The sequence below is a fragment of the Lachnoclostridium sp. An14 genome (assembly GCF_002160755.1).
Lineage (GTDB): Bacteria > Bacillota > Clostridia > Lachnospirales > Lachnospiraceae > Lachnoclostridium_A.
On sequence record NZ_NFLE01000009.1, the window covers coordinates 45,292 to 62,154 of the forward strand.

Consider the following 16,863-nt stretch of genomic DNA (forward strand, 5'->3'; position numbering starts at 1 on the left):
AAATTAAAACGGCGGCCAGCCAGATGGTATAGAGTGTAAAAATCAGTCGTGCTCCAGGGATTCCAAGTAGGCTTTCACAGAAGCGTAGTAGATGCGCAGGAACTTGTTGGCAGAGGCCATCATGTAGACACGATATGGCTTGCCTTCAGAGCGTTTCTTGTCCATGAACTGGTACACCGGCTCGTCTATTGGAGCACATTGCAGGATGACGCTCATCACCAGAAAGAGCGTCCTGCGCAGTGAGGCAGATCCTCGCTTGGAAATGCTACGGCTACGGACATCTATTTGACCGGATTGGTAGGGCGGGGCGTCAATACCCGCAAAGGCAACCAACGCTTTTTTGGAATGAAAACGGCGTACATCGCCAATTTCAGCCAGGAGTTGAGGGCCGAGGGTTGGGCCAACACCAAACATCCCCATCACTACAGGATACTCCGGCAGAGAAGCTGCCAGGGATTGCATCTCCTGTTTGAGAGCAGCTAACGCGGAAGAAGTTGTCTGGAGTTGAGAAATGGCCTGTTCTACCAAAAGTTTTGCCGTATCCGTTTTCGGTATGACACCGAAGTGTCTGCAAGCAGAGGCATAAATATCCAGCGCCTTATCCTCGCTGAAATTGTAGCCGTGCTTTCTGCACCACTTCTGGTATTGGGTAGTAAAGGCCTTCTCAGACCGGCCACAAACGCACTCGCAATGCCAAAAAGTAGCGACAAAGTCCACCCACTTCTCGCTGCCATCGGCGCGGGGCGGACTGGTAAACAAGCGATTTGCGTCTGGGAAGGTGGTGTCCAGCAGGGAGATCAGGTTATTCTTCAGCATGGTCTGAACTTTGGAATACTGTTGGTACTGCCGGTAGCAGATTTTCAGCATGAGTCGGGTATCCTCCTCCGGGATATATCTCGGCAATGTGAGCCAGTGGTCAAGACCGTAGTTGGCCAGCTTTACGGCATCCTTTTTGTCGGTTTTGGCCCGTCTTAAACTGTTGTTTCCGTAGTCATGCACCAGCATTGCATTGACTACCGAGACATAAAGGCCCGCGTCGTGGAGCAGCCAGGCCACCGGAGCATGGTAATTACCCGTGGATTCCATCACCACACGGGTCTCGCCGTCCAGGCTTTTGAGCAGTCCTGCCAGCTCGCTCAGTTCATTGGCGGTGTGACGTACTTCAAAGGGTGAAACCACTACCTCTCCGAAGGGCCGCATGACTGCAATCATGCTCTTACCCTTGGAAACATCGATGCCAACGCAGTTCATTCACATTCCTCCAATACAAAGAATCTGCAACCGGAATCCATCTTTTCTCGCTGCCGATTCAATCTATTGTGTGACACGAACTCTCCGACATCCGGTGGTTCAACCTGCTTAAATCGAACGCTGCAACGAGAGGATGGCTAACAGTCTTTCACACGGACATACAAGCCCAAGGAGTGATTGGTCAGCCAGTTGCTCCTCTCATTGTAGCTTAGGCACGAGATGGAGGGAAAGCCGGACTGGCTGTCCGGCTTTCCTGTCCAAATTTATTGTAATAGGAGTGATCTTATCTACCCGCCTCAACCGCCCCGGATGGGGCCATCGGCGTACAAAGCGGACAATCACCAAAAAATAATGAAAAAAGGAGGACAGCCGGAATCAGGCCCCGGAAACCGGGTGCCGATTGTTCCGGCTTTTGTATGCCTATGAATGACTAAATCAAACTTTTCAAATGATTCCGGCTAACTATAATTTATGGCATTTTTCAATCAGGCTATCACCGTTCTTCAGACCCTCGTTATCGCTCTGGGCGCTGGTCTCGGCATCTGGGGTGTCATCAACCTGCTGGAAGGTTACGGCAACGACAACCCCGGTGCGAATGCTCATGTGTCGTAAAGTAGCACAAACAAGAGAGCAGATAGCCACCCCATTATTCCGTAAAATATTTCATAATTGACTGGTAGAAATATTATTTTCAGAGTGCTAAAATGAAATAAAATAACAAGCAATAAACGGGAATTGGTGAAGATTAAAATGAATAAATTATTTAAGGATATAAGGCATAGCGATTTTAACGCAGTGCGGGCAACAATATCAAAAAATATTAAAGCCGTAAATGAGGTCTACACTGGAAAAGCACCCAAAAAAGATATTGGACAATCACCGCTACAAGTAGCAATTAAGTGTGGAGAATTCGAAATTATTGAGTTTTTACTTGAGAATGGGGCTGACCCAGATTTCATGGAGAACCCTGAAGTTGTTCCACCTCATAGCGTTTGTATGCCTGTCCTACACGATGCTATCATAGGCGCATTTTCTGCATTGTGTTATAAGCAATACATGCAGTCTGAAAAGTATGTGAATTTGATTAAAATATTGCTTGAATATGGAGCTAATCCTAATCGGAAAACATCATCAGAAATACTTCCAATCGGTATGGCCGTAAACCAAGCAGATTTTATTTTAAGCCGCAAAAGTGCGTATCCAGATATACAAGAAATAACCCAAAAGAGATTATTAGAGATTCTTGATTTACTTATCGAATATGGTGCAGATAAGAAAGAATGGCTTGATCAAGATTTTTGGGGTGTATCAAATAAAGTCCATTATTTTGAAGAAAAGCAGTACGGAACAAATAATATTGACATAAGAGAACCTATTCGAATTGTTCTTGAAGGGTACTTCCACTAATTCAAGATTTATCAGTGAAAAAGAAACGGAGGTAAGCGCATGGCAAAACTAAAACCTATCGCTTTTACTGTTGGGATCATGCTGTTGATCGGGGCGGCGCTATGCCTTTATTTCAGCTTGCGGAACCTGTCCTCTATCCGGCCTGCGTCAGCTTATGAGGACATGGGTGTTCACATTTTTGTGCCGGAGGAAGTTTATCCCGTACAGAGAGAGAACCACGCTACCGGGCGGCAGAAGCGCAACCACCCCACCACGACCGTCTACATCGTGCGCTATCGGTCAGAGGACGGGAGCGGCTATCAATACGAGTATGAGTCCGGCTCCGTAGAAAGCACCGCACAGAATATTTTGAAAACAGGCGACCCGATAGAACGGCGGGTGTTGTCTATATCCGGCGAGGACGACTATATTACCATCGACGCAGACGAAACAGCGCAGACCTACGAAGCCCGACAGAAGCGCACCTACTGGACGATTGCCGGAGTGTCTGCGGCCTATCTGCTGGTATGGCTTGCGGTCAATGGGCTGCTGCTCTATAAACGGCACAAAGGAATGTAAACTAATTTGGTTTCTTGCAGGGAATGGAAAACGTTATCCGCCGTAAAACGGGAGAATATATGAAACGACAAATTGAAATTGGTGAGGTCAAATTAAATGGATTTTGATAAGGAACTTATATATAATTGCCACTTTTGAGGGAATTATTACGGGAGAGAAAGATGGTAGAACAGCATAATAAAATAATAAATGCAGCAGCTAAGAAAATACTCGCCCCTGAAGGACTTTTCAGAGTGGGATCTTCACGAAGGTGGATTGATGATAATGGGTATTTTGTAATACAGGTAGAATTTCAGCCTAGTGCATATGACAGAGGTTCATATCTGAATGTCGGAATCAGTTTCTTATGGGAAGCCAGTAAAGGCTTAAACGAAACGCTGGCGTTTAATATCGGTTATCGTGTAGATAAAGCGGGATATGCTTCGTATAGAGGCAATGACGCTGCCTATGAGAAAAAGATGGAAGATTTTGCAGAGGCTGCTATGGAAAAAGTGAGGGAGTACCGCCTTTTCCGTAATATGGATTATGCAAAAGAACAAATGAAAAGTCAGTTAAATAGCATACCGGAAAATCGGGTTTTTTGGGAAGTATATGAATTGGCGATGCTTTGCTTTCTGAAAAGAGATTTTGAAGAAGGAAAAGAATACTTTAATCGTTTTTTAAAGATACTCAAGGACTCCTTTTATGTAGGAGATCTGTATATCGAATGGCATGAAGAATTGTACAATCATTGTATTGAACATCTTTGTCCTGAACTGGAATCCGAAGAAACAGCATATAAAATGGTGTGCAATATGATTGAACGCAGAAGGAATTTCTTCTCCAGTAAACCTTCATATAAGAAATTAAAGAAAGAAATTACCTTGTGAGATCATATCTTAAAAACATTACAAAGCCTAAGCGATAAAACCGTAATTTGTCGGGCCAGCTTGAACCGAACTTTCAAAACTGAATACCAGCCGCCCACCGGCGCGGCCAGCGAAAGCAGTAAGTCTGAAAAGATTTGCTGCTTTTTTTGTTGTCCATTTGGCAAAATCGAAAATCACCCGTAGTAGGTAGATGAAGCCGGAAAAAAGCTGTCTGCCCCGTTTGGCAAATTTCAAAACGCGGTGGTGTTGGGAGTGAAAGGAAAAATTCTCTGCCCCGCCGGTTGCCAAAATCCCGTTTCCCGGATTACTCAGGCAAAAGAAATTTTGAAAAATCCCAGTCCAGCGGGTAGCTGGCGGCCTTTGAAATGTATCTTTAGCGGAAAGGAAAAAGCCGCCCATAGCGGGTCGGAAGCCCTGTCCTGTCCGTTCTATGTGCGAAAGAACCAGACGGGGGCAGTCTGCGGCAGTTACAGAGCAAGTTTCTACCACGGTGCCAAAATCCGCAATTCTGCGGTTTTGCCCCTCGCGGGAAACTTGTTGGGGAGTGCCTTCCCCAAACCCTGCTATGGCGGCTTGCGCCGCAAAAATATTTCCGTCCGGCAGGCCGTTTTTTTGCGGGAACTGTCCCGGAAATACCTAACAGACCAGCCTATTTTTTGTGATAAGTGAAAGGAGGTTTATAGCCTATGCCGAAGCGATACAACACGCCCCACCGCAGCCGTGTTGTGAAAACCCGGCTGTCCGAAGATGAATACGCCGACTTCACTGCGCGGCTTGCGCCCTATGGTATCAGCCAGTCCGAATTTCTCCGGCAGGCGATACGGCGCACCGCCATACGCCCCGTTATCCATGTGTCGGCGGTCAATGACGAACTGCTCTCCGCTGTCGGGAAGCTGGCCGCCGAGTACGGCAGGATTGGCGGCAACCTCAACCAGATTGCCCGGTATCTGAACGAGTACGGCGCACCCTACAATGCGTTGTCCGGCGAGGTACGCGCCGCCATAGCCGACCTTGCCGCCCTCAAGTATGAAGTCTTACAGAAAGTAGGTGATGCGGTTGGCAACACTCAAGCATATCAACTCTAAAAATGCCGACTACGGAGCCGCCGAACAATACCTGCTTTTTGAGCATGACGAGTTTACCATGAAGCCCGTCCTTGATGAAACCGGCAGGCTTATTCCCCGCGAGGACTACCGGCTGTCCACGCTGAACTGCGGCGGGGAGGATTTTGCCGTTGCGTGTATGCGGGCAAATCTCCGCTACGGGAAGAACCAGCGGCGGGAAGATGTGAAAAGCCACCACTATATCATCAGCTTTGACCCACGGGACGGCCCGGACAACGGCTTGACCGTAGACCGGGCGCAGGCATTGGGCGAGAAGTTTTGCGCCGAGCATTTCCCCGGCCACCAAGCCCTTGTATGCACCCACCCGGACGGGCATAACCACAGCGGAAACATTCATGTGCATATCGTCATTAACAGCCTGCGGATAGAGGAAGTGCCGTTCCTGCCCTACATGGACAGGCCAGCCGACACGAAAGCCGGTTGCAAGCACCGCTGTACTGACGCGGCCTTGCGCTACTTCAAGTCCGAAGTCATGGAGATGTGCCACCGGGAGGGGCTTTACCAAATCGACCTCTTGAACGGCAGCAAGAACCGCGTCACAGACCGGGAGTATTGGGCGCAGAAAAAGGGACAGGCCGCGCTGGACAAGCAGAACGCCCCCATGATTGCAGGCGGTATCACGCCCCGGCAGACCAAGTTTGAAACGAACAAGGAGAAGCTGCGGCAGACCATACGGGAAGCCCTTGCCACCGCCACCGGCTTTGACGAGTTTTCTTCTCTGCTGCTGCGGGAGGGTGTGACCGTTAAGGAGAGCCGGGGGCGGCTATCCTATCTCACGCCGGACAGGACAAAGCCCATTACCGCCCGCAAGCTGGGCGACGATTTTGACCGCGCCGCTGTCCTTGCCGTTTTGGAGCGGAACGCCGCCAGAGCCGCAGAAAAGGCCGCGGCTATACCCGAATATCCCCGGCATGGGAAAACCGACATACAGCCCACAAAAGCCCCTCAAACCGCTCCGAATGTACAGCGGCTTGTGGACATTGAGCAGAAGAAAGCCGAGGGCAAAGGCCGGGGCTATGAACGCTGGGCGACCATGCACAACCTCAAACAAATGGCCGCGACGCTGAATGTGTATCAGGAATACGGCTTCACTTCCCCGGAGCAGTTAGAAGCCGCCGTTGATACCGCCTATCAGGAAATGCGCCAGACCAGCAGCGAACTGAAAGCACTGGAAACCAAGCTGCAAGGGAAAAAGGAGTTGCAGCAACAGGTACTTGCTTACGCCAAGACCAAGCCCGCCCGCGACGGGCTGAAAGCGCAGAAATCCGAGAAAGCCCGCGCCGCATACCGGCAGGCGCATGAGAGCGACTTTATTATAGCCGACGCAGCCGCCCGGTACTTCCGGGAGCATGGCATTACCAAGCTGCCCGCCCGAAAAGCGTTGCAGGACGAGATCGAGCAGCTTGTTTCCAAGAAATCCGGCCTGTATAACACCTACCACGAACAGAAACAGCGGTACACGGAGTTGCAGACCGTCAAGCGGAATATCGACCAGATTTTGCGCCGGGAGGAACCCCGCCGCAGAAAGGAGCAGAGCCATGAGCGATAAGCTGCCCCGCATGGACTACCGCCAGCACCGGCGGGCGCGGCGGCTGGTGCATGAGTGCTGTAACTACGACGAGGGGAACTGCCTGCTGTTAGACGACGGGGAGCCTTGCGTGTGCGTCCAGAGCATTTCCTTTTCCCTCATGTGCCGCTGGTTCCGTGTGGCTGTTCTGCCCCTTGACGAGGAACTGGCCGCAGCCCTCTTGTACCGGGGGAGCCGGAAACGGTGCGCCGTCTGCGGCGCGGCCTTTGTCCCCAAATCCAACCGGGGGAAATACTGCCCCGACTGCGCCGGGCGCATGAAGAAACTCAAGGCCGCCGAACGAAAGCGGAAACAAAGGCATAAATGTCACGCTTTAGAGCCTTTCAAACCCGCATAAATCAAGGCTTTTTTCGTGGGTGTCAAAGGGTGTGCGATACATTTATCCTTTTCCCCCGGAAACAGCGTTCTAAATGCGTACAAACGCCCCAAATCCACCCAAAGGAGGAACCATGTCAGACAACCGAAAATACTACTACCTCAAGCTGAAAGAGAATTACTTTGACGAGGACGCTATCGTGCTGCTGGAAAGTATGCAGGACGGTATCCTCTATTCCAACATTCTCTTGAAACTGTACCTGAAATCGCTGAAAAACGGCGGGAAGTTGCAGCTTGATGAAAATATCCCCTACACCGCACAGATGATTGCCACCATTACCCGTCAGCAGGTCGGCACCGTAGAGCGAGCCTTGCAGATTTTTATGAAGCTGGGGCTTGTGGAGCCGTTACAGAACGGCGCGCTGTATATGAGCAACATTGAACTGCTGATCGGCCAATCCTCTACCGAGGGGGAGCGGAAACGGCGGGCAAGGCTGGCTTTGCAGGAGCAGAAAGCCTTGCCAAAGGCCGGGGCGGACAAATGTCCACCATATCAAGCGGACATTTGTCCACCAGAGATAGAGATAGAGAAAGAGATAGAGATAGAAAAAGAGAGAGAGCGAGAGTTAGATACGGGACAACCCGCCCGCGCCGCCTATGGCCGGTATGAAAATGTCTTTCTTTCGCAATCAGAACTGGACGGGCTGAAAGCAGACCTGCCCGACAAGTGGAACTACTACATTGACCGGCTATCCTGCCATATCGCGTCCAGCGGCAAGCGATACCGCAGCCATGCCGCCACAATCTACAAATGGGCGCAGGAGGACGCAGCCAGGAAAGCCCCGAAAAAGGGCATACCAGACTACTCATGCAAGGAGGGCGAGAGTTTATGAAGAACGAAATCAACGCTGTTTTGGAGAATATGACGACCACCACCCCGGAGCCGGAGGACTACACCGGCGAGGACGGTTTACTGTACTGCGGCAAGTGCCGCAAGCCGAAAGAAGCCTATTTTGCGCCGGATAAGGCCGCTGTCTTTGGCCGTGACCGCCACCCGGCAGAGTGCGACTGCCAGAGAGCCGCCCGCGAGGAACGGGAGGCCGCCGAGAAGCGGCGCAGGCACCTTGACACCGTGGAGGAACTGAAACGCCGGGGCTTTACCGACCCCACCATGCGGGACTGGACTTTTGAGAACGACAACGGCAGGAACCCGCAGACCGGGATTGCCCGCCGGTATGTGGAGCATTGGGAGGATATGCGAACCGACAATATCGGCTGCCTGTTCTGGGGCGGCGTGGGAACCGGGAAAAGCTACCTTGCGGGCTGTATCGCAAACGCCCTCATGGAGAAAGAAATCCCCGTCCACATGACGAACTTTGCCCTTATCCTCAATGACCTTGCCGCCAGCTTTGAGGGGCGCAACGAGTACATTTCCCGCCTTTGCCGCTATCCGCTGCTTATCCTTGACGATTTCGGCATGGAGCGCGGAACGGAATACGGGCTGGAGCAGGTTTTCCATGTGATTGACAGCCGTTACCGCAGCGGCAAGCCGCTGATCGTCACGACCAACCTCACGCTGGACGGCCTGCACAACCCGGAGGACACCGCCCATTCCCGGATTTATGACCGGCTGCTTTCCATGTGCGTCCCGGTACGTTTTACCGGCGAGAATTTCCGGCAGGAAACCGCGCAGCGGAAAATGGAGAGCATGAAGAAACTGATTACCGACTGAAAGGAGTATTGCCTATGGCAGATAACAAGCAGCCCGACACCCGCACCGCCCGCCGCCCCGACTGCGTGACGGAAATCCGCATGGGCAATTCCGTCCTTGTCGTGTCCGGCTATTTCAAGAAAGACACGACCACCACCGCCGCCGACAAAATGGCGCGGGTACTGGAAGCGGAAGCCGCTGCTACACAAAAACCGGCGATTTGACAAGCTGTAAAGAAGCAGATTTGACACTTTTGCCGCTATACAACCAGCCCTATTCCGTGGTACAATGAAACCACGGAATAGTGGGGCTGGCTGTCGGAAACGGAGGATTTTATGTTAAGACAAGCCACCCAAAACCTCATTACCGCCCTTTATCCGAGATTGTCCCATGAGGACGAATTGCAAGGTGAGAGTAATTCCATATCGAATCAAAAAAGGATACTCGAAGCCTTTGCAAAACAGAATGGCTTTACCAACCTGCGCTGGTACACCGACGACGGCTATTCCGGCGCGAACTTTCAAAGGCCCGGTTTTCAAGCCATGCTTGCAGACATTGAAGCTGGGAAAGTGGGTACAGTTATCGTCAAGGACATGAGCCGGTTAGGGCGAAACTACTTGCAGGTAGGGTTTTACACGGAAATGCTGTTCCCTCAAAAGGGCGTGCGTTTTATCGCTGTCAACGACAATGTGGACAGCGCAAACGGCGGCATGGACAACGATTTTACCCCTCTGCGAAATCTGTTCAACGAATGGCTGGTGAGAGATACGAGCAAGAAAATCAAGGCAGTTAAGAGAGCAAAAGGCATGAGCGGCAAGCCCGTTACCAGCAAGCCGGTGTACGGCTACCTCATGGACGAGGACGAGAATTATATCGTTGACGAGGAAACCGCGCCGGTAGTCCGGCAGATATACCAGCTTTGCCTTGCCGGGAACGGCCCGACCAAGATTGCCCGTATGCTTACGGAGCAGCAAATCCCCACGCCGGGGACGCTGGAATACCGCAGGACGGGCAGCACCCGCCGCTACCACCCCGGCTATGAGTGCAAATGGGCGACAAATACCGTTGTCCACCTGTTGGAAAACCGGGAGTACACCGGCTGTCTGGTAAACTTCAAGACGGAGAAGCCCTCTTACAAGACCAAGCACAGCGTAGAGAACCCCATCGAGAAGCAGGCCATTTTTGAGAACCACCATGAGCCTATCATAGACCGGGAAACATGGGAGCGCGTGCAGGAGTTACGCAAGCAGCGCAAACGCCCGAACCGCTATGATGAAGTGGGGCTGTTCTCCGGTATGCTGTTCTGCGCCGACTGCGGCCATGTGATGTACCAGCAGCGGTATCAGAACAAGACCCGTAAGCAGGACTGTTACATCTGCGGCAGCTACAAGAAGCGCACCCGTGACTGTACGGCGCACTTTATCCGCACCGACCTGTTGACCGCCGGTGTCCTCTCCAATCTCCGGCAAGTGACGGAATATGCCGCCAAGCATGAGAGCCGCTTTGTGAAGCTGCTTATCCAGCAGAACGAGATCGGCGGCAAGAGAAAGACCGCCGCAGCCACCAAGCAGCTTGAACAGGCGCAGGAGCGCATTTCCGAAGTGAGCCGCATTATCAAGCGGCTGTATGAGGACAATGTGAACGGCAAAATCAGCGACGAGCGTTTCATGGAACTGTCGGCAGACTATGAGCAGGAACAGCGGGAACTGAAAGACCGCGCCGCCGCTTTGCAGGAGGAACTTTCCAAGTCGCAGGCCGCCACCGTCAATGCGGAAAAGTTTATGGGTATCGTCCGAAAGCACCTTGCCTTTGAGGAATTGACCCCCACCCTCTTGCGGGAGATGATTGAGAAAATCGTCGTGCATGAGTGCAGCTATGACGAGAACGGCATCCGCAGGCAGGACATTGAGATTTATTACAGCTTTGTCGGCAAGATTGACTTGCCCGAAGCCTAACGCCCGACCTATCCGACACAATGGCCAAGTGCCGGATAGGAACGGCAAAATTTTTTGCACTTCTATTACTTCTTTATCGCACATAAGCAAAGTCCCAGGGCATGAAGCAGCTCATGGCTGGCGCTGGCGTCGCCGTGGTCGGCATGGTCCTCGTACCCCTGCTCTCCAGCCTGTTCACCGTCTGATCGCTCCCGTCGTTAAGCTGTCATAAGAAATCCTTGCCGCCCCTGCCCCCAAGCGGGGGCGGCTGAAAGGAGGTTGACACCGTATGGATTTCTTACTCGATGCCCTTACTGACTGGCTCAAGGAAATGTTGGTAGGCGGCATTATGAGCAACTTATCGGGGATGTTCGATAGCGTGAACCAGCAGGTCGCAGACATTGCGACACAGGTGGGCCAGACCCCTCAGGGCTGGAACGGGAGTATTTTCAGCATGATCCAAAATCTCTCCAACTCCATCATGGTGCCGATTGCTGGCGTGATCCTGGCTATCGTGATGACGCTGGAGCTGATTCAGATGATTACCGACAAGAACAACCTGCATGATGTGGACACCTGGATGATCTTCAAATGGGTGTTCAAATCTGCCGCTGCCATCCTCATCGTCTCAAACACCTGGAACATCGTGATGGGCGTGTTTGACGCAGCTCAAAGTGTGGTGGCGCAGGCGGCGGGCATCATCGGTTCCGACGCTTCCATCGACATCTCCTCTGTCATGACCGATATGGAGTCCCGGCTGATGGATATGGACCTGGGGCCGCTGTTCGGCCTGTGGTTCCAGTCGCTCTTTATCGGCATTACCATGTGGGCGCTTTACATTTGTATCTTTATCGTGATTTATGGCCGTATGATTGAGATTTACCTTGTGACCTCGGTGGCTCCCATCCCTATGGCCACCATGATGGGCAAGGAATGGGGCGGTATGGGCCAGAACTATCTGCGCTCGTTGATCGCCCTGGGCTTCCAGGCATTTCTCATCATCGTCTGTGTGGCGATCTACGCCGTGCTGGTGCAGAGTATTGCCACCGAATCCGACATCATTATGGCCATCTGGAGCTGCGTGGGCTATACGGTCCTGTTGTGCTTTACGCTCTTTAAGACCGGCAGCCTCGCAAAATCCGTTTTCAATGCACATTAACCAGGAAGGAGGTAATCCCTTTGGCTTATGTACCTGTACCCAAGGATCTTACGAAAGTCAAAACCAAGGTCGCGTTCAACTTAACCAAGAGGCAGCTTGTCTGCTTCGGCGGCGGTGCGCTGATCGGCGTACCGCTTTTCTTCCTGCTCCGGGGGCCTGTGGGAAACAGCGTGGCTGCCATGTGTATGATGCTGGTCATGCTGCCCTTCTTCATGCTGGCGATGTATGAAAAACACGGTCAGCCCCTGGAAAAGATCGTGGGCAATATCATCAAGGTGGCCGTCATCCGGCCCAAGGAGCGCCCGTATCAGACCAACAACTTCTATGCCGTTTTGGAACGGCAGGAAAAACTCGACAAGGAGGTGTATGACATTGTTCACGGTAATCAAAAGCTGGCTGCACCGGCTGTTCGGAAAAGACGAAAAGACCGCGCAGCCGGTTAATCAGAAAAAGATGAAAAAGCTGTCCCGCGCCGACAGAAAGCAGATCGAGGCTGCCATTGCCCGTGCCAATCGCACAGACAAAAAGAAAAAATCGGCTCAGGACAGTATCCCCTATGAACGGATGTGGCCGGACGGCATCTGCCGTGTGGCAGGCAGCCGCTACACAAAGACCATCCAATTCCAGGACATCAACTATCAGCTCTCGCAGAACGAGGACAAGACAGCGATCTTCGAGGGCTGGTGCGATTTCCTCAACTACTTCGACAGCTCCATTCAGTTCCAGCTGTCCTTTTTGAACCTGGCAGCCTCTGAGGAGACCTTTGCCCGCGCCATCAACATTCCTCTCCAGGGGGATGATTTTGACAGCATCCGGGTGGAGTACACCACCATGCTGCAAAACCAGCTGGCAAGAGGCAACAACGGTCTTATCAAGACCAAGTACCTGACTTTCGGCATCGACGCCGACAGCCTCAAGGCCGCCAAGCCCCGTCTGGAGCGCATTGAGACCGACATTCTCAACAACTTCAAACGCCTGGGCGTGGCCGCCGAGACCCTGGACGGCAAGGCGCGGCTGGCACAGCTTCACGGCATTTTCCACATGGATGAACAGGTGCCGTTCCGCTTTGAATGGGACTGGCTGGCTCCGTCCGGTCTGTCCACCAAGGATTTCATCGCGCCGTCCGGCTTCGAGTTCCGCACCGGCAAACAGTTCCGTATGGGTAAAAAATACGGGGCTGTTTCTTTTTTGCAGATCCTCGCCCCGGAGCTGAATGACCGGATGCTGGCGGATTTTCTGGATATGGAAAGCTCTCTGATCGTCAGCCTGCATATCCAGTCCGTAGATCAGATCAAGGCCATCAAGACGGTCAAGCGGAAAATCACCGACCTGGATAAATCCAAAATTGAGGAACAGAAAAAAGCCGTCCGCGCCGGATATGACATGGACATCATTCCCTCCGACCTTGCCACCTACGGTGCCGAGGCCAAGAAGCTCTTGCAGGATTTGCAGAGCCGAAACGAGCGAATGTTCCTTGTGACCTTCCTGGTGCTGAACACGGCGGACAATCCCCGGCAGCTGGGCAACAATGTGTTCCAGGCCAGTTCCATCGCACAGAAGTACAACTGCCAGCTGACAAGGCTTGACTTCCAGCAGGAAGAAGGGCTGATGTCTGCGCTGCCCTTGGGCCTCAATCAGATCGAGATTCAGCGGGGGCTGACCACCAGTTCCACGGCTATCTTTGTTCCGTTCACCACCCAGGAGCTTTTCCAGAACGGCAAAGAGGCGCTGTACTACGGTATCAACGCCCTGTCCAACAACCTCATCATGGTGGACCGCAAGCTGCTGAAAAACCCCAATGGACTGATTCTCGGCACCCCTGGTTCCGGCAAGTCCTTCAGCGCCAAGCGCGAGATCGCCAACTGTTTCCTGCTCACCAATGATGACATCATTATCTGCGACCCGGAGGCCGAGTACGCGCCCTTGGTGGAGCGCCTGCATGGGCAGGTCATCAAGATTTCGCCCACCAGCAGCAATTACATTAACCCTATGGATTTGAACCTGGACTACTCGGACGATGAAAGTCCGCTGTCTCTCAAGTCCGACTTCATCCTGTCTCTGTGCGAGCTGATCGTAGGCGGCAAAGAGGGCTTGCAGCCGGTTCAGAAAACCATCATTGACCGCTGTGTGCGGCTGGTGTATCAGGACTATCTCAATGACCCCCGCCCGGAGAATATGCCCATCCTGGAGGACCTCTACAACCTGCTGCGGGCGCAGGACGAGAAAGAGGCGCAGTACATCGCCACGGCGCTGGAAATCTATGTGACCGGCTCCCTCAATGTGTTTAACCATCAGAGCAATGTGGACATCAACAACCGTATCGTCTGCTACGACATCAAGGAGCTGGGCAAGCAGCTGAAAAAGATCGGTATGCTGGTGGTCCAGGACCAAGTGTGGAACCGCGTTACCATCAACCGTGCTGCCCACAAATCCACCCGTTACTACATCGACGAGATGCACCTGCTGCTGAAAGAGGAACAGACCGCCGCCTACACGGTGGAGATTTGGAAGCGGTTCAGAAAATGGGGCGGCATCCCCACCGGCATCACGCAGAATGTCAAAGACTTGCTTTCTTCCCGCGAGGTGGAGAACATCTTTGAGAACTCCGACTTCGTGTATATGCTCAACCAGGCGGGCGGGGACCGGCAGATTCTCGCCAAGCAGCTGGGCATTTCCCCTCACCAGCTTTCCTATGTGACCCACTCCAGCGAGGGCGAGGGCCTGCTGTTCTATGGCTCCACGATCCTGCCTTTCGTGGACCATTTCCCCAAGAACACCGAGCTGTACCGCATTATGACCACCAAACCCCAGGAACTGAAAAAGGAGGATGAATGACCATGAAACCCAACACCGAACTGAATACCATGATGTTTTTTGACGATGCCCTGGAGGGTGAGCGCACCCAGCTGCTCACCGAGCTGGCCGATGCCGTCAGCGAGACCCGCACGGCGGCGGATCAGGCTGCGGAGCTGAACGAGGACGGCGAAGCGGGCCTGCTGCGCCTGACGGAAATCTGGTGCGCCATGAACGGCGTCCCGGCCATCGTCATCTTCGAGGGCGGGCAGTCCGAGCTGCTGGCCAATGTGGTGGCGCAGATCTACGCCCATCTGCTTCAGCACCCCTCCCGTGACCCTGTGGGGCTGGCCGTCTATGTGGAGCTGCGCTACATGACGGCCTCCCTCATGTTGGGGGAATGGTTTGAATAAGGAACCGCGCCTGCGCTTTACGGACGAGGAACGGGCTGACCCGGCTCTGGAGAAGCCCATCCGTAAGGCGGACAAGGCCGCCGCCAAAGCAGACAAGGCGCAGGCCAAAATCCCCAAAAAGCAGGTCCGGCAAAAGACGGTGGACCCGGAGACCGGCAAAGTGACCACCAAGCTGGTGCTGGAGGACAAGAAGAAGCCGCCCTCCAAATTGTCCCATGCGGTGCGGGATACCCCCGCCAATGCCGCTCTGGGGAAGCTCCACAAGGAAATCCGGGAGACCGAACAGGACAATGTGGGCGTGGAGAGCGCCCACAAGTCCGAGGAGGCTGCCGAGACCGGCGTTAGGCTTGCACGGGAAGGCTACCGCAGCCACAAGTTGAAGCCCTACCGCAAGGCGGCCCAGGCCGAGCAGAAGCTGGAGAAGGCCAATGTGAACGCCTTGTATCAGAAGTCCCTGCGGGAAAATCCCCAGCTTGCCAGCAACCCCATCTCCCGCTGGCAGCAGAAACAGGCCATCAAAAAGGAATACGCTGCCGCCAAGCGCGCCGGTCAAGCTGTCGGGAACACCGCCAAGACTGCGGAGGCCACCGGCATGGCGGCCAAGGCGGTCAAGGAGAAAGCCCAGCAAGCGGGCGCGTTTGTCATGCGCCACAAAAAGGGCTTTTTGATTGCGGGTGCGATCTTCCTGCTGGTCTGTATGCTGCTCAACACCATGTCCTCCTGCTCCATGATGGCGCAGAGTATCGGTTCCGTGGTGTCCGGCACCACCTACCCGTCGGATGATCCTGAGCTGGTGGCGGTGGAGGCCGACTACGCTGCCAAAGAAACGGCGCTGCAAGCCGAGATCGACAACATCGAAAGCAGCCATCCGGGGTATGACGAGTACCGCTATGACCTGGATATGATCGGGCATGACCCCCATGAGCTGGCAGCCTACCTGTCCGCCGTGCTGCAAGGCTATACCCGGCAGAGCGCCCAGGCCGAGCTGGAGCGCGTGTTCGACGCACAGTATGAACTGACGCTTACCGAGGAAGTGGAGATACGATACCGCACCGAAACTTCCACGGACCCCGTGACCGGCGAGACGACCACCGAGGAAGTCCCGTATGAGTATTACATTCTGAATGTGAAGCTCACCAGCAAGCCCATATCTTCCGTGGCTTCGGAGCTGCTAACCCCGGAACAGCTGGAAATGTACCAGGTGTACCGGCAGACGCTGGGCAACAAGCCGCTGATCTTCGGCGGCGGCTCCCCGGATACGAGCAACTCCGAGGACCTGACCGGCGTGGTATTCGTCAACGGCACCCGCCCCGGCAATCAGGCCGTGGTGGACATAGCCAAAAGTCAGGTGGGCAATGTGGGCGGTCAGCCCTACTGGAGCTGGTACGGCTTCAATTCCCGTGTGGAATGGTGCGCCTGCTTCGTGTCCTGGTGCTACGGCCAGATGGGGCTGTCCGAGCCGCGCTTTGCCGCCTGCCAGTCCCAGGGTATTCCGTGGTTCCAGTCTCACGGACAATGGGGCGGGCGTGATTACGCCAATATCGCCCCCGGCGACGCCATCTTCTTTGACTGGGACCTGGATGGCAGCGCCGACCATGTGGGCCTTGTGGTCGGCACAGACGGCAGCCGGGTCTACACCGTGGAGGGCAATTCTGGCGACGCCTGCAAGATCAAGAGTTATTCCCTGTCCTACGAGTGCATCAAGGGCTACGGCCTGATGAACTGGTAAGGCCGATTTATG

At 53.6% G+C, this 16,863-nt stretch carries 18 protein-coding genes and 1 pseudogene; 17 read left to right on the forward strand and 2 right to left on the reverse strand.

Going from position 1 to position 16,863, the window contains the following annotated elements; genetic code table 11:
* Window positions 1-42 precede the first annotated feature (42 nt).
* Window positions 43-1,251: an IS110-like element ISEnfa110 family transposase gene (locus B5E84_RS06945; protein WP_002382856.1), complete on the reverse strand. Its 1,209-nt coding sequence runs from the start codon at window positions 1,249-1,251 to the stop codon at window positions 43-45.
* 471 nt (window positions 1,252-1,722) lie between these two features.
* Here B5E84_RS06945 and B5E84_RS06950 point away from each other — a divergent pair, with 471 nt between their 5' ends.
* The 4 genes from B5E84_RS06950 (at window position 1,723) to B5E84_RS06965 (ending at window position 4,085) form a co-directional block, all read left to right on the forward strand.
* Window positions 1,723-1,863, forward strand: coding sequence for a Maff2 family mobile element protein (locus B5E84_RS06950; protein WP_087173337.1), 141 nt, complete (start codon window positions 1,723-1,725; stop codon window positions 1,861-1,863).
* A gap of 138 nt (window positions 1,864-2,001) precedes the next feature.
* Window positions 2,002-2,658: an ankyrin repeat domain-containing protein gene (locus tag B5E84_RS06955; RefSeq protein ID WP_087221197.1), complete on the forward strand. Its 657-nt coding sequence runs from the start codon at window positions 2,002-2,004 to the stop codon at window positions 2,656-2,658.
* Window positions 2,659-2,697: 39 nt separating this feature from the next.
* A complete protein-coding gene (locus tag B5E84_RS06960) occupies window positions 2,698-3,216 on the forward strand; it encodes a hypothetical protein (RefSeq protein ID WP_087221200.1) in 519 nt (172 codons plus the stop codon).
* Between the two features lie 161 nt (window positions 3,217-3,377).
* Complete coding sequence (locus tag B5E84_RS06965) at window positions 3,378-4,085, forward strand: hypothetical protein (RefSeq protein ID WP_087221203.1); 708 nt, start codon at window positions 3,378-3,380, stop codon at window positions 4,083-4,085.
* Between the two features lie 27 nt (window positions 4,086-4,112).
* On the opposite strand, the gene B5E84_RS06970 is transcribed toward B5E84_RS06965, so the two are convergent.
* A complete protein-coding gene (locus B5E84_RS06970; protein WP_087221206.1) occupies window positions 4,113-4,484 on the reverse strand; it encodes a hypothetical protein in 372 nt (123 codons plus the stop codon).
* 287 nt (window positions 4,485-4,771) lie between these two features.
* On the opposite strand from B5E84_RS06970, the gene B5E84_RS06975 reads away from it, so the two are divergent.
* The 13 genes and pseudogenes from B5E84_RS06975 (at window position 4,772) to B5E84_RS07035 (ending at window position 16,851) form a co-directional block, all read left to right on the forward strand.
* Window positions 4,772-5,170, forward strand: a complete 399-nt coding sequence (locus B5E84_RS06975; protein ID WP_087221209.1) for a plasmid mobilization protein — start codon at window positions 4,772-4,774, stop codon at window positions 5,168-5,170.
* A complete protein-coding gene (locus B5E84_RS06980) occupies window positions 5,142-6,758 on the forward strand; it encodes a relaxase/mobilization nuclease domain-containing protein (protein ID WP_087221296.1) in 1,617 nt (538 codons plus the stop codon). The genes B5E84_RS06975 and B5E84_RS06980 overlap by 29 nt, the downstream gene beginning before the upstream one ends.
* Window positions 6,748-7,134, forward strand: coding sequence for a cysteine-rich VLP domain-containing protein (locus tag B5E84_RS06985; protein WP_087221211.1), 387 nt, complete (start codon window positions 6,748-6,750; stop codon window positions 7,132-7,134). Before B5E84_RS06980 ends, B5E84_RS06985 begins: the two co-directional genes overlap by 11 nt.
* 112 nt (window positions 7,135-7,246) lie before the next feature.
* Complete coding sequence (locus tag B5E84_RS06990; protein ID WP_072854084.1) at window positions 7,247-8,005, forward strand: phage replisome organizer N-terminal domain-containing protein; 759 nt, start codon at window positions 7,247-7,249, stop codon at window positions 8,003-8,005.
* Entirely contained in the window at window positions 8,002-8,844 is an 843-nt protein-coding gene (locus B5E84_RS06995) for an ATP-binding protein (RefSeq protein WP_087221213.1), read from the forward strand. The genes B5E84_RS06990 and B5E84_RS06995 overlap by 4 nt, the downstream gene beginning before the upstream one ends.
* Before the next feature lie 14 nt (window positions 8,845-8,858).
* Window positions 8,859-9,047: a transposon-encoded TnpW family protein gene (locus B5E84_RS07000; protein WP_066522963.1), complete on the forward strand. Its 189-nt coding sequence runs from the start codon at window positions 8,859-8,861 to the stop codon at window positions 9,045-9,047.
* A gap of 111 nt (window positions 9,048-9,158) precedes the next feature.
* A complete protein-coding gene (locus B5E84_RS07005; RefSeq protein ID WP_069988280.1) occupies window positions 9,159-10,778 on the forward strand; it encodes a recombinase family protein in 1,620 nt (539 codons plus the stop codon).
* 86 nt (window positions 10,779-10,864) lie between these two features.
* Window positions 10,865-10,963, forward strand: a pseudogene (locus B5E84_RS21040) (Maff2 family mobile element protein); the annotation flags it as partial.
* Between the two features lie 83 nt (window positions 10,964-11,046).
* Entirely contained in the window at window positions 11,047-11,916 is an 870-nt protein-coding gene (locus B5E84_RS07015; RefSeq protein WP_002578790.1) for a VirB6/TrbL-like conjugal transfer protein, CD1112 family, read from the forward strand.
* Between the two features lie 20 nt (window positions 11,917-11,936).
* Entirely contained in the window at window positions 11,937-12,359 is a 423-nt protein-coding gene (locus B5E84_RS07020; protein WP_002578789.1) for a PrgI family protein, read from the forward strand.
* Window positions 12,360-12,369: 10 nt separating this feature from the next.
* Entirely contained in the window at window positions 12,370-14,751 is a 2,382-nt protein-coding gene (locus tag B5E84_RS07025) for a VirB4-like conjugal transfer ATPase, CD1110 family (protein WP_002578788.1), read from the forward strand.
* Window positions 14,748-15,122 (forward strand): DUF3851 family protein, encoded by a 375-nt coding sequence (locus B5E84_RS07030; protein ID WP_033126285.1) that lies wholly within the window; start codon window positions 14,748-14,750, stop codon window positions 15,120-15,122. Before B5E84_RS07025 ends, B5E84_RS07030 begins: the two co-directional genes overlap by 4 nt.
* Window positions 15,115-16,851: a CD1108 family mobile element protein gene (locus B5E84_RS07035; RefSeq protein ID WP_002588927.1), complete on the forward strand. Its 1,737-nt coding sequence runs from the start codon at window positions 15,115-15,117 to the stop codon at window positions 16,849-16,851. Before B5E84_RS07030 ends, B5E84_RS07035 begins: the two co-directional genes overlap by 8 nt.
* Window positions 16,852-16,863: the final 12 nt, after the last annotated feature.